At 65.5% G+C, this 12,672-nt stretch carries 8 protein-coding genes; 1 reads left to right on the top strand and 7 read right to left on the bottom strand.

Annotation, left to right across the window (positions count from 1 at the left end; all coding sequences use genetic code 11):
* Nucleotides 1-305 precede the first annotated feature (305 nt).
* The gene (locus tag BcanWU425_RS10910) at nucleotides 306-1,580 is read left to right on the top strand and encodes a multidrug effflux MFS transporter (RefSeq protein ID WP_085361400.1); all 1,275 of its coding nucleotides are present in this window, start codon (nucleotides 306-308) and stop codon (nucleotides 1,578-1,580) included.
* A gap of 174 nt (nucleotides 1,581-1,754) precedes the next feature.
* Here BcanWU425_RS10910 and ligA read toward each other — a convergent pair whose 3' ends face one another.
* From ligA to BcanWU425_RS10875, 7 genes are all read right to left on the bottom strand, one after another.
* Complete coding sequence (ligA, locus tag BcanWU425_RS10905; RefSeq protein ID WP_085349081.1) at nucleotides 1,755-3,908, bottom strand: NAD-dependent DNA ligase LigA; 2,154 nt, start codon at nucleotides 3,906-3,908, stop codon at nucleotides 1,755-1,757.
* 162 nt (nucleotides 3,909-4,070) lie between these two features.
* Nucleotides 4,071-5,744 carry a DNA repair protein RecN gene (recN, locus tag BcanWU425_RS10900; RefSeq protein WP_231190421.1) on the bottom strand — a complete coding sequence of 558 codons (1,674 nt, stop codon included), beginning with the start codon at nucleotides 5,742-5,744 and terminating at the stop codon, nucleotides 4,071-4,073.
* Between the two features lie 13 nt (nucleotides 5,745-5,757).
* On the bottom strand, nucleotides 5,758-6,663 hold the full coding sequence (locus tag BcanWU425_RS10895) for an outer membrane protein assembly factor BamD (protein WP_026232697.1): 906 nt from the start codon (nucleotides 6,661-6,663) through the stop codon (nucleotides 5,758-5,760).
* A 296-nt stretch (nucleotides 6,664-6,959) separates the two neighbouring features.
* The gene (lpxC, locus tag BcanWU425_RS10890; protein WP_026232696.1) at nucleotides 6,960-7,922 is read right to left on the bottom strand and encodes a UDP-3-O-acyl-N-acetylglucosamine deacetylase; all 963 of its coding nucleotides are present in this window, start codon (nucleotides 7,920-7,922) and stop codon (nucleotides 6,960-6,962) included.
* A 357-nt stretch (nucleotides 7,923-8,279) separates the two neighbouring features.
* Nucleotides 8,280-10,085 (bottom strand): cell division protein FtsZ, encoded by a 1,806-nt coding sequence (ftsZ, locus tag BcanWU425_RS10885; RefSeq protein ID WP_018454245.1) that lies wholly within the window; start codon nucleotides 10,083-10,085, stop codon nucleotides 8,280-8,282.
* 87 nt (nucleotides 10,086-10,172) lie between these two features.
* Nucleotides 10,173-11,495, bottom strand: a complete 1,323-nt coding sequence (gene ftsA / locus BcanWU425_RS10880) for a cell division protein FtsA (protein WP_018454244.1) — start codon at nucleotides 11,493-11,495, stop codon at nucleotides 10,173-10,175.
* The gene (locus BcanWU425_RS10875) at nucleotides 11,492-12,520 is read right to left on the bottom strand and encodes a cell division protein FtsQ/DivIB (protein WP_204512070.1); all 1,029 of its coding nucleotides are present in this window, start codon (nucleotides 12,518-12,520) and stop codon (nucleotides 11,492-11,494) included. Before BcanWU425_RS10875 ends, ftsA begins: the two co-directional genes overlap by 4 nt.
* Nucleotides 12,521-12,672: the final 152 nt, after the last annotated feature.

Genomic DNA, 12,672 nt, shown 5'->3' with positions numbered 1-12,672 from the left:
AAAGCCGCATGGCTCCACGCGCTTTGCGCAAGGCTGCTTCTCCACCACAGCTGTCATGCCCCGCGAAGGCGGGGAATCCAGTATTCCAGAGACAGGAAACGCATGCGAAGAAGCGCGGCGTACTGGATCGCCCGGTCAAGCCGGCGATGACACCGACTTTTTGACGCGAGCAACGCGCCCAATCGGCGCTATGGCGCCCTCATCATAACCGTCCCGGAATCCGTATAGCCGCATTCCGAAACGCCGATATGCGTCTTGCGCGAGCGCGCTACAGTCCGATTCGAATTTCTACGAGACGGACACGCATGCACGGCATGATCAGCCAGCCGCCGGACACGGCGAAGAACCTCGCGACCTCGCGCGTGGTGTTGCTGCTGCTCGTCGTCATGACCGGCATCGCGCCGATCTCGCTTTACATGCTGGTTCCGGCGCTGCCGGTGCTGGCGACGACCTTTGGCAGCGACATCTCGGTCGCGCAGATGACGGTGTCGCTGTACATGGTCGGCATCGCGCTGTCGCAACTCATCATGGGCCCGCTGTCGGACCGTTTCAGGCGGCGACCGGTGCTGCTCGGAGGACTGGCGCTGATGGTGGTCGCCAGCGCCGCCTGCATCTTCGCGGAAACCCTGCCGCAGCTGATCGCCGCGCGCTTTTTCCAGGCGTTGGGCGGCGCCGCGGGCATGGTGGTGAGCCGCGCCATCATCCGCGACATCTACGAGCGCGACCGCGTCGCCTCGATGATCAGCCTCGTGGTCGCGGCGCTGATGATCGGGCAGATGGTCTCTCCGCTCAGCGGCGGCCTGATCGAGACAGCGTTCGGCTGGCGCGCGATCTTCTACGCCATCACCGTCGCCGCGATCATTGTCGCCGTCGGCATCGCATTCGCGCTGCCCGAGACGCGCCGAGATCGCGCCGCCGGCAGCGGCTTTCGCGGCGATGTCGGCATCCTGATCCGCAACCGCGCCTTCGTCGGCTACGTGATGTGCCAGGTGCTGGCCTCGCAGATCATCTTCACCTTCGCCGGCGGCGGCCCCTATATCGTGGTGACGCAGATGGGCAGGACCAGCGCCGAATACGGCGCGTGGTTCGCGACGACGGGTTTTGCCTATCTCGTCGGCAATCTGCTCTGCGTGCGCTTCGCGCCCAGGCACTCGCTGGAGAAGTTGATCTGGTTCGGCCTCGCGCTTCAGCTTTGCGGCAGCCTGTTGAACCTGCTCTGGAGCTTCACCGGCTGGAACGAGGCGCCCGCCTGGCTGTTCGGCACGCAGATGATCGTGATGGTCGGCAATGCCTTCGTGATGGCGAACTCGGCCGCCGGCGCGATCAGCATCCGTCCCGAGGCCGCCGGCACCGCATCAGGTGCGATGGGCTTTCTCCAGCAAGGCATCGGCGCGCTGATGTCGCAATTCGGCGCCTATCTCGGCGGCCATTCCGCGACCACGCTGCCGCTCACCGCCGCGGTACTGGCGATCTCCCTGCTCTGCGCCTGCACGATGATCTTCGTCGTCCCCCGCCGCGAGGTCATGATGAGCGAGACGCTGATCGAGCAGGCGGAAGAGGAAGAGAGCGGGATGATGTGATCGGGCGCGGTGAGGCCTTCTTCCTTCTCCCCTTGTGGGAGAAGGTGGCGCGCGTAGCGCGCCGGATGAGGGGTCTCTCTCCGCGCGGGTCCCCTCTCAAAGCTTGAACTCGAGAATAGAACCCCTCATCCGGCGCTACGCGCCACCTTCTCCCACAAGGGGAGAAGGGAAGAGTCACTCCCCGATCAGCTGCAGCCACTCGTCCTCGGTCAGCACCTTGACGCCATGCTTGTTGGCCTCCGCGAGCTTCGAACCTGCGCCGGGGCCTGCGACGACGAGATCGGTTTTCTTGGACACCGAGCCGGACACTTTTGCGCCTAACCGCTCAGCGGTGGCCTTGGCCTCGTCGCGCGTCATCTTCTCCAGCGAGCCCGTGAACACCACGGTCTTGCCGGCGACGGCGGAGTTGCTCTTCGGCTTCTCCGCGTCGATGATCTCGACCTCCCTGGTGAGCCGCTCGACGATGCCGCGATTGTGGCTCTCGCCGAAATAATCGGCGATGCTCTTGATCACGGTCTCGCCGATCTGGTCGAGCGCGTCCATCTCGGCCATCGCCTCCTCGTCGCCCTTGGCGACCTTCAGGCTGGCATCGTGGAAGGCGTCCCAGGAGCCGTAGCCGCGGGCCAGCGCCAGCGCCGTGGTCTCGCCGATATGGCGCATGCCGAGCGCGTAGATAAAACGCTCCAGCGCGATCTTGCGACGGCTCTCGATCGCGCCGAACAGATTGCGCACCGAGGTTGCGCCGTAACCCTCGATGTCCTCCAGCTTGAGCTTTGCGTTGCGCTTTTCCAGCGTGAAGATGTCGGCTGGCTCCTTCACAAAACCTTCGTCGAAGAAGTACTGGAGCTGCTTCTCGCCAAGACCGTCGATGTCGAAGGCGCGCCGCGACACGAACAGCTTCAGATGCTCGATCTTCTGATAGGGGCAGGCGAACTCGCCGGTGCAGCGAGCGCGTGAGCCCTCTTCGCCCGCCGCCGTCTCCTCGCGCGTGACATCGGTGTGCAACGGGCACGGGCACTTCTTCGGAAACTGGAATTCCCTGGCAGCCTTCGGCCGCTTGTCGAGGACGACGTCGACCACCTGCGGGATGACGTCGCCGGCGCGCTGGATCACGACGGTGTCGCCGATCCTGATGTCGCGGCCCTCGCGCAGCACTTCGCCCTTGTTGCCGATGCCCTTGATGTAGTCCTCGTTGTGCAGCGTGACGTTCTGCACGATCACGCCGCCGACGCCGACCGGTTCGAGCTTGCCCACCGGCGTGAACGAGCCGGTGCGGCCGACCTGGATCTCGATGTCGCGCAGCACCGTCGTGGCGCGCTCGGCCGGGAATTTGTGCGCGATGCCCCAGCGCGGCGTGCGCGAGACGAAGCCGAGCCGTTCCTGCCAATCGATGCGGTCAACCTTGTAGACGACGCCGTCGATGTCGTAGTCGAGTTTTGCGCGCTGTTCCTCGATCGCACGATGAAACGCCAGCAGTTCCTCGACGGAGTGACAGAGCTTGGTCAGCGGGTTAGTCCTGAAGCCGCAGCGCTCGAACCAGCCGATCATGCCGCTCTGCGTGCCCTCTGGCATCGCGCTCATCTCGCCCCAGGCATAGGCGAAGAAGCCGAGGGGGCGCGAGGCGGTGATGGTCGGATCCTTCTGCCGGAGCGAGCCCGCGGCCGAGTTGCGTGGATTGGCGAAGATGGTGCTGCCTTCCGCCTTCTGCCGCTCGTTGAGCGCCAGAAACGCCTTCTTGGTCATGTAGACCTCGCCGCGCACCTCGCAGATGTCGGGGACGTTGCGGCCCTTCAGCCTCTTCGGCACGTCTTCGAGCGTGCGGATGTTGGCGGTGACGTCCTCGCCGACCGCGCCGTCGCCGCGAGTCGCCGCGGTGACGAGTTCACCGCCCTCGTAGCGCAGCGACATCGAGAGGCCGTCGATCTTCGGCTCGGCGGAAAAATCGATCTTGTCGTCGTCGAGCTTCAGGAAGCGCACGATGCGGCCGACGAAGTCGCGCAGATCCTCTTCCGCAAAGGCGTTGTCGAGCGACAGCATGGGGACGGCATGCCGCACCTTCTTGAAGCGGCCTGATGGTGCAGCACCGACTTTCTGCGACGGCGAGTCCGCGCTGACGAATTCCGGAAAGCGCTTCTCGATCGCGTTGAAGCGCTGGCGTAGCGCGTCATACTCGGCGTCGGTGACGGTGGGCGCGTCGTCCTGGTAGTAGCGTTCGTTATGCCCCTCGATCTCGAGCGCGAGCCGCATGTGCTCGACCTTGGCCTGCGCCTTGGTGAGGTCGGCGACGTCGCGAAGCGGTGTTGGTTTCGATTTTGCTGCTCTGGCCATGGTGCTTGGATACGATGGAGCGGGCGGGAGGGTAAAGGCGTGTTGAGGTCTTGCGCCCCGGACGCAGCGCAGCGCTTCTTTGGCGGTGCGCTGCAGAGCCGGGGCCCATCGGGGCGACATTCTGTATCCCGGCTCGCGCTTGCGCGCGTCCGGGACACGAAATCAAGCCGTCGCCGCCTTGAGCAGCCGGTCCGCGGCAGCCCTCGCCTCGGCGGTGATCTCGGCGCCGGCGAGCATCCGTGCGATCTCCTCGCGGCGGTGGTCGGCGGCAAGCGCATTGACGCGGGTCGCAACGCGCTTGCCCTTGTCCAGTGCGTCCTTTGAGATCAGCAAATGCTGGTCGGCACGGGCGGCGACCTGCGGGGCGTGGGTGACGGCCATCACCTGGACCTTGCCGGCGAGCCGCGCCAGCCGTCCGCCGATGGCGTCCGCGACCGCGCCGCCGACGCCGGTGTCGATCTCGTCGAAGACCAAGGTCGGCGCCGAACCGCGGTCGGACAGCACGACCTTCAGCGCCAGCAGGAAACGCGACAGCTCGCCGCCGGAGGCGACCTTCATCAGCGGCCCCGGCTTGGTGCCCGGGTTGGTCTGCACCCAGAACTCGACGCGGTCGAACCCTTGCGGGCCCGGAGCTGCCTCGTCGGTCTCGACCTGGGTCATGAACTTTGCGCGCTCGAGCTTGAGCGGCGCGAGCTCGGCATTGACGGCCTTGTTGAGCTTCTCCGCCGATTTCTGCCGCGCCATCGACAGCTTCTTCGCAGCCGCCGCATAGCGCGCATCGACCTCGATCGCGGCCTGCTCCAGCTTCTTCAGCCGTGAGGCGCCGGCATCGATCAGAACGACATCGGCGGCGTATTTTGCGGCGAGCGCGGCGAGCCCGTCGACCGGCGTCGAATATTTGCGCGAGGCGGCGCGCAACGCGAACAGGCGCTCCTCGATGCGTTCGAGCTCCGAGGGATCAAAATCGGTTGCCGCAAGCGCCGCCTGAAGATGCTGGTCGGCCTCCTCCAGCGCGTTGATCGCGATGTCGATCGCCTTCACGGCGGGCTCGACCAGCGCCGGCGAGTTGACGCCGCGGCGCTCCAGCCGGCGCACGGCGCCCGACAGCGAGGCGACCGGCGAATGGTGGCCGCCGACCGCCTCCTGCGCCTCGCGCAAGTCGGAGGCGATCTTCTCGCCCTGCATCATGGTCGTCCGACGGGACGCCAGCGAGGTCTCCTCGCCGTCCTTGGGCGCGAGCTGCTTCAATTCATCGGAGGCGTGGCGAAGGTAATCGGCTTCGCGCGCAGCGCGCTCCATGCCGGCGCGATGCTCCTCCAGCGCAGTGTTGGCGGTGCGGCGCGCGTCCCAGAGCGTCTCGACCGCCGAGACGTCCTTTTCGAGACCTGCGAAGGCATCGAGCAGGCGGCGGTGGGTGGCGGCATCGACCAGCGCGCGCTCGTCGTGCTGGCCATGGATCTCGACCAGAGCGGCCCCGACCGCCTTCAGCGTCTGCACGCTGATCGCCTGGTCGTTGATGAAGGCCCGGGTGCGGCCGTCGGCGAGCTGGACCCGGCGGAGAATCATCTCGCCGGTATCGTCCAGCCCGTTTTCCGCGAGGATTTTGGCCGCGGGATGGTTTTTTGGGATATCGAATACGGCAGTGACCTGCCCCTGCTCCGCCCCATGCCGCACGAGGCCGGCATCGCCGCGGCCGCCGAGCGCCAACGCAAAGGCATCGAGCAGGATGGATTTGCCCGCACCGGTCTCGCCGGTCAAAACCGCGAGGCCCGGTGCGAATTCGATATCGAGCCGTTCGATCAGGACGATGTCACGGATCGACAGACGCGCCAGCATGGAATTCTATTTCCTAGCCGAGACCCATTTTCTTGAAGGTCTTGCTAATCCAGGACCCCTGATTCTCGCTCGGTTCGAGACCGCCTGATTTTACAAGATTATAGGCGTCCTTGTACCAGCGACTGTCAGGAAAATTGTGCCCGAGCACGGCGGCGGCCGTCTGGGCCTCGCCAACGATGCCGATCGCCATATAGGCCTCGGTCAGGCGGTACAGCGCCTCCTCGACATGGCGGGTGGTCTGGTACTGCGTCACCACGGCCTTGTAGCGGTTGATCGCCGCCGTGTAGTCGCGCTTCTGCGCGTAATAGCGGCCGACGTTCATTTCCTTGCCGGCGAGCTGGTCGCGCGCACCTTCGATCTTGGCCTTGGCCGAGGTCGCATATTCGGAGGTCGGATATTTGCGCACCACCTCTTCCAGCGAGGCGATCGCCTTCTCGGTCCGGGTCTGGTCGCGGCTGATATCCGGAATCTGGTCGTAATGCGAGGCGGCGATCAAATATTGCGCGTAAGCCGCATCCGGGCTGCCGGGATGCAGCGTGACGTAGCGGGTGGCCGCGCCGATACAATTGTCATAATCGCCACCCTGGTAGGACGCGTAGGCCGACATCAGCAATGATTTGCGGGCCCAGTCGGAATAAGGATGCTGGCGGTCGACCTCTTCGAACTTCTTGTTCGCCGCCTTCATGTCCTTCTTCTCGTTCATGAGGTACAGGCCCTCATTGTAGATCTTGTCTGCGGGCTCCTCGACGAAGGTGTCGTCCTTGGCGGTGAACTTGTCCCAAAGCGCGCCGGTGCCGCAGCCGGCCAGCGGCAGCGCGAGCACGAAGAGGGCGACAACCTGAAGCAGCCCACGGGCTCGAGACGAGACTTCTCGAGACGGGACTTGAAGATATCCGCGCGTCATACGCTGTGCCGACATGAGTATTGCCCTGACGCCCTGTGGTGCGGTGTCCGCCAGCCCATGAACCCCGTCCTGGGCGCGAAATATAGCCGTGGTGCCTACCGTGCGACCACGCCGGTGTAACCGAAAAACGATCTTCAACCAACCGGATAGGCAGGCATTCCGCCCGGATTAAGGCGAACGCGCCGCAATCCTAGCCGATCATCGTTACCAGGAGTTTCCCGGGGAAAGCCGCCGCCAAACGCCCGCGGCGACGGGTCTCTTCAGGACGCGTCTCTCGTCTAGGAAACGTCCGCTGCAGGAAACGTCTCTCTTCAGGAAACGTCCGGCCCGTAGACCGCGGCGATCCGGCCACCGACGATGCCGCGACCGGTTTCGGCCACCGGACGCGTGGTGCGGCGGGCTGCCTCGCCCTCGACCACCCGCCAAGCAGTGCGGTCGGCGAGCAGCGCGGTCAGAACGGCGTGGTTGAGCTTGTGGCCGCCACGTACCGAGCGGTAGGCGCCGAGCAGCGGCAGACCCGCCAACGCGAGGTCGCCGATCACGTCCAGCACCTTGTGGCGGGCGCATTCGTCGGCGTAGCGCAGGCCCTCGGTGTTGAGCAGCCGCTCCTCGTCGAACACGACGGTGTTGTCGAATGAGGCACCGAGCGCATAGCCGGCGCTCCAGAGCCGCGCGACGTCGCACATCAGACCGAAAGTCCGGGCCCGGCCGACTTCGCGGCGGAAACGCTCCGGGTTGAGGTCGAAGGCATAGCTCTGCTGGCCGATGACAGGATTGGTGAAGTCGATCTCGACCTCGGCGCGGAACCCGTCGGCATAGGGCCTGATCTCACCGAAGGAGTCGCCGATCTTGACCGAGATCGGCTTCAAAACCTGGATGAAGCGGCGCTGCGCCGGCTGGGTCACGATGCCGGCCTGGTCGATCGCCGCAACGAAGGCTGCCGCGCTGCCGTCCATGATCGGCACTTCCGGCCCATCGATCTCAATGATGGCGTTGTCGACGCCCATTCCCCGCAGCGCAGCAAGGACATGCTCGGCGGTGGAAACCAGCGGACCGTTGCGATCACCGAGGACGGTGGCGAAATCCGTCGCGATCACCTGCTCGGCGGTGGCCTGAACTTCGCGGTCGCTTCCCTCGAGCCCGGTGCGGATAAAAACAAAGCCCGCGTCGACAGGCGCGGGTCCAAGCGTGAGCGTGACGGGAAGACCGGAATGAACGCCGACGCCTGCCACACTGGCTTGCGCGCGAAGCGTTGTTTGCCGGCTAAATTTCATCAGGAACCGCCCCACTACGACCATCGCGACTTATACTGAACCCGACTGCGGCCTAGACCGCTGTTCCGAATCCGTATCCCCAAGTCACGGCAAACCATAGTCACTGCCCTAAACAGCGCCAACTCACGCTTTTTTACCGATTGTTACCCCAAACCCGCCGTATTCGCGCCAAGGCTTAACCAAATTGGACCGGAGTTCGGGACCGTTTTCGGTAGTTTTACTGAACCATCGAATACGTAATTAATGATTTAAAATCAGTTGTTTGGCCACGCAATCCGGATATGCACGGGGCAAAAGAAAAGGCCCCGGCAAGCTTCCCGCCGGGACCTTTTTTCGTCCGCCTTATTGTAACAATCCTCAGGTCGCCTGCCGCCGCAGGAAGGCCGGGATATCAAGATGGTCATCTCCCTGTGGCGCCGGGGCAACAGGCGCGGGACGGCCGTGCATGTCCAGGCCCTGCGGCGCGGGACGACGTGCATACTCGGACACCGGCTCGGTAGAAGCGATTTGCTGCGCCACGGTCTTCTGGGGGCGGCGATCGGGCAGTGGCGGCATCGCGGGACCGGCGGTGCGGGCCGCGATCGGCGCCTCGGTCTCCTCGTCACGACGGCCGAGGCCGACATTGGCGAGGCGCTGCAGCAGCGACAGCCGGGTCTTCTGCGGGGTCTCCTCCTCGACCTCGCCGCGGGCCTGGCGAAGCTCGGCCTGGGCGGGCATCGGAAGTTCCTCGATCCGCGGCATCCGTGGTGTGCGGACCGGTGCACGCTCGGCCTGCGGAGGGATGAAGGTTTCCGGCGTCATCGGCTCTTGCATGGCCATCGGCGCCTGCTCGGGCTCGGGGAACAGCGTGGGCTTCTGCGCGATCGGGCGCACGGTAACGTCGCCATAGGTCTGCATCGGCGCGGGAGCCTGCGGAACGTCCGCAACGGCGGCGGCGATGGCGGCAAGCGCAGCGCGCTCGACGTTCGGACGCGGAGCCGTGGGAGCGGCGGCAAATTGGCCGGTTCCTGTGGCCGGGGTCTGTCCTTCGAACTTCTGGGCGCGCTCGGCCATGCGCTGATTGTCAGCGCGCAGCCGCGCGGTCAAATCGGCAAGACGGCTCTCGGCAGCCGCGGCGGGAGCGGCGGGAGCCTGCTGCGCCTGCGGAGCAGGATTCGCCACGGGAGCGCTGGTGGCCTGGCTGTTGCGCGCGATCGCGGCCTGTTCGATGCCGGTGGCGACGACCGAGACGCGGATCAGACCGTCGAGGGCTTCGTCGAAGGTGGCGCCGACGATGATGTTGGCGTCCTGATCGACTTCCTCGCGGATGCGGGTCGCAGCTTCGTCGACCTCGAACAGGGTGAGATCCTTGCCGCCGGTGATGGAGATCAGGAGGCCCTTGGCGCCCTTCATCGAGCTATCGTCGATCAGCGGGTTGGCGATCGCGGCTTCGGCGGCGGTCAGCGCGCGCTTGTCGCCGGAGGCTTCGCCCGTGCCCATCATCGCCTTGCCCATCTCGCGCATGACGGCGCGAACGTCGGCGAAGTCGAGATTGATCAGGCCTTCCTTGACCATCAGGTCGGTGATGCAGGCAACGCCCGAATAGAGCACCTGGTCGGCCATCGCGAAGGCGTCGGCGAAGGTGGTCTTCTCGTTCGCGACCCGGAACAGGTTCTGGTTCGGGATGATCAGCAGCGTATCAACGACCTTGTGCAGCTCATTGATGCCCGCTTCCGCGGTGCGCATGCGGCGGCCGCCCTCGAAGTGGAAGGGCTTGGTCACGACGCCGACGGTGAGGATGCCCATCTCGCGCGCGATCTTGGCGATCACGGGAGCTGCGCCGGTGCCGGTGCCGCCGCCCATGCCGGCGGTGACGAACACCATGTTGGCGCCCGAGAGATGGTCACGGAGTTCGTCCATGACTTCTTCGGCCGCGGCCGCGCCGACCACCGGCTGCGAACCTGCGCCCAACCCTTGCGTGGCCGCCGTGCCCATCTGCACGATGCGCTGCGCCTTCGACATCGTCAGCGCCTGCGCGTCGGTGTTGGCGACCACGAAGTCGACGCCCTGGAGGCCCGCCGTAATCATGTTGTTGACGGCGTTCCCACCGGCGCCGCCGACGCCGAACACGGTGATGCGGGGCTTCAGTTCGTGAATATCAGGAACATTGATGCTGATGGTCATGTTTGCCTCTCGATCACGCGCGCGTGGGTTCGCCCCGGCCGGCGGCCGCGGGAGTTGGTGAAAATCGAATATTGCGGGAAGGAGTCATCAGAAGCCCTCGCGTAGCCATCGTCCGACCTTTCCGAAATACCCGCCGGTCCCCGTCCTGACCTGCTGCCGCGTATGCCGCGGTTCGACATGTTCGTGGTGAACATATTGCGGGTAGACGAGCAGTCCGGCCGGCACCGCGAAGGCGGCGTTCTTCGCCTCGTTGGGCAGCCGGCCGAAACCGAGCGGACGTCCGACCCGCACGGGCCGGCCGAGAATCTGCGTTCCGAGCTCAACGAGACCCGTGAGCTGCGAGGCCCCGCCCGAGAGCACGACGCGGCCGTTCGGCTCCGAGGCGAAGGGCGAATCCTTCAGCTTGTCCCGAACCATTTCGAAGACTTCCTCGGCACGATGCTTGACGATGTTGGCGATGGTAGCGCGGGAGACGATCTGCGGCAGATCCTGCTCGTCACCGGCTGTCGGTACAGACATCAGCTCACGCGAGTCCGATCCGCCGGTGATGACGGTCCCGTATAACGTCTTGATTCGCTCGGCATCGGCAATGGTCGCGGAGAGTCCGCGCGCCAGATCCATCGTGATGTGTTGCCCGCCGACCGCAAAACCCGCGGCATGCACGAAGTGGCCGCCGGAAAAGACCGCGATCGTGGTGGTGCCCGCGCCCATTTCGACCACGGCGGCGCCGAGATCGGCCTCGTCGTCGGTCAGCACCGACAGGCCTGCCACATAGGGGCTTGCCGCCATGGCTTCGACGTTGATGTGGCAGCGTTCGACCGCCAGCATCAAGTTCCGCGCCACCGTGGCGTCGCAGGTGACGACATTCATGTCGATGCCGAACTGATGCGCGACCATGCCGCGGGGGTCGCGGATGCCCTTGACGCCATCGAGCGTGTAGCCGACCGGCAGAGCATGCAGCACGGTGCGGCCCTCGCCGGTGGCGTGGCGCATGCCGGTGGAGGTGACGCGGCTGACATCGGCCGGTGTCACGGCGCCGCCGCGGATGTCGGCGGCAGCTTCGACCAGCTGACCGGAGAGCCGGCCGCCGGAGACCGACAGCAGCACGGACTCGACCCGCACCTTAGCCATTTTCTCTGCAAGCCCGACGGCCTGTCGCACCGCCTGCTCGCATTCGCCGAGATCGATCACGGCGCCGGCCTTCATGCCGCGTGACTGAATCTGGCTGTAGCCGATCAGCTCCACCGCATGGGTCCGGTCGCGTAGGGCTTCGCTGGGCGCCGACGGCTTCAGCCGCGCGATCATGCAGGCGATCTTGCTGGTGCCGATGTCGAGGCAGGCGACGAGGCCGCCGCGCTTGTGCGGCATCGGGCGTGTCTTCGGTGTCTGGGTGCGATCAAGACCGGTCATGCAGCGTCCCCGGCCTTTTTCTTCTTCTTGTCCTTGAACAAATCGTCGCGCGCCTTGGCGGCGTCCTCGGACAGCTGCACCACCAGCCGATCGGGCAGGCGCAGGTCGACGGCGACGATGTCGCGGGAGAACAGCCTGTCCTCCTTGTCGAGCCTGGACAGCATCGCAAGCGCGTTGCCGACGTCCTGTTCGGGCAGGCGGATGTCGAGGCCGTCCTTGAGCCTCAGGTTCCAGCGCCGCTCACCGACGAAGATCGCGGCCTTGGTAATGGAATTGACCTGCGGATAGCGCGCCAGCAAAGCGAGGAAATCGCGGGCCTGCGTCTCGGCGCCCTTGCCGACCACGAGCGGCAGCGACAGAAAGCGGCGCGAGACGTAGGGTTCGAGCACGGCGCCGTCATCGGCGATGACGGAGAGCCGGCCGGCCTCCTGCCACAGCGCGAACGCCTTGCGCTCGGTGAGCTCGATCATGAGCTGGCCCGGATAGAGCTTCAGCACGGTCGCATCCGCGATCCAGGGATTGGCCTTGAGCTTGTCGCGCACGGCGTCGGCGTCGAGAAACAGCAGCGAGGATCGGCCGCTGACGCCGCCGATCGCGAGGATCTCGTCCTGGCTGAGCTGCTTGCGACCGTTGATCACGACGGAGGTGATGCGGAAGCCGGCGGAATTGGCCAGCGCGTTGCGGGTGTCGTTGACCGCCGTGATGAAATCCTGGAGATGGCCGCCCTTGACGATACCGAAGCCGCAGCTTCCGATCAGGAGCAGCACCGTCATGCTGATCCCGACCCGGCGCGGCAGATAGCGCTCGACCAGCGCGACCAACCGCGGCGGCGGCTCGCGCTCGACGATGGCTTTGGCCCTGGTCTTTTCCTTGGCGGCAGCACGGCCGCCGAGAACTCTTTCCTGACGCTTGTCCTGCACCCACTCGCGCAGAAGCACGACCGCTCCGATAGCGGCCGCCTTCAGGTCAGCTTGGGGCCTCAGCGATCTGAAAAGCGACCGAGTGAGGCTTCCTGCTCCATCCATTGCACGAGCTCGTCAACAGTTTGCCCGCGACATCGCGCGGGTCCTGGCGAACATGACGTCTCGGACTTGCCGGGCCGGGTGCTGGTCTTCAGCAGAAGAAAACCTCTCCCCTTCAGAGCGTTCGCTGGGGGTGACAACACCCGCAACGGTCC

This window comes from Bradyrhizobium sp. WU425 (assembly GCF_021052305.1).
GTDB lineage: Bacteria > Pseudomonadota > Alphaproteobacteria > Rhizobiales > Xanthobacteraceae > Bradyrhizobium > Bradyrhizobium canariense_D.
The sequence above is the reverse complement of the archived record's forward strand: the minus strand, read 5'-3'. Positions and strand labels throughout refer to the sequence as shown.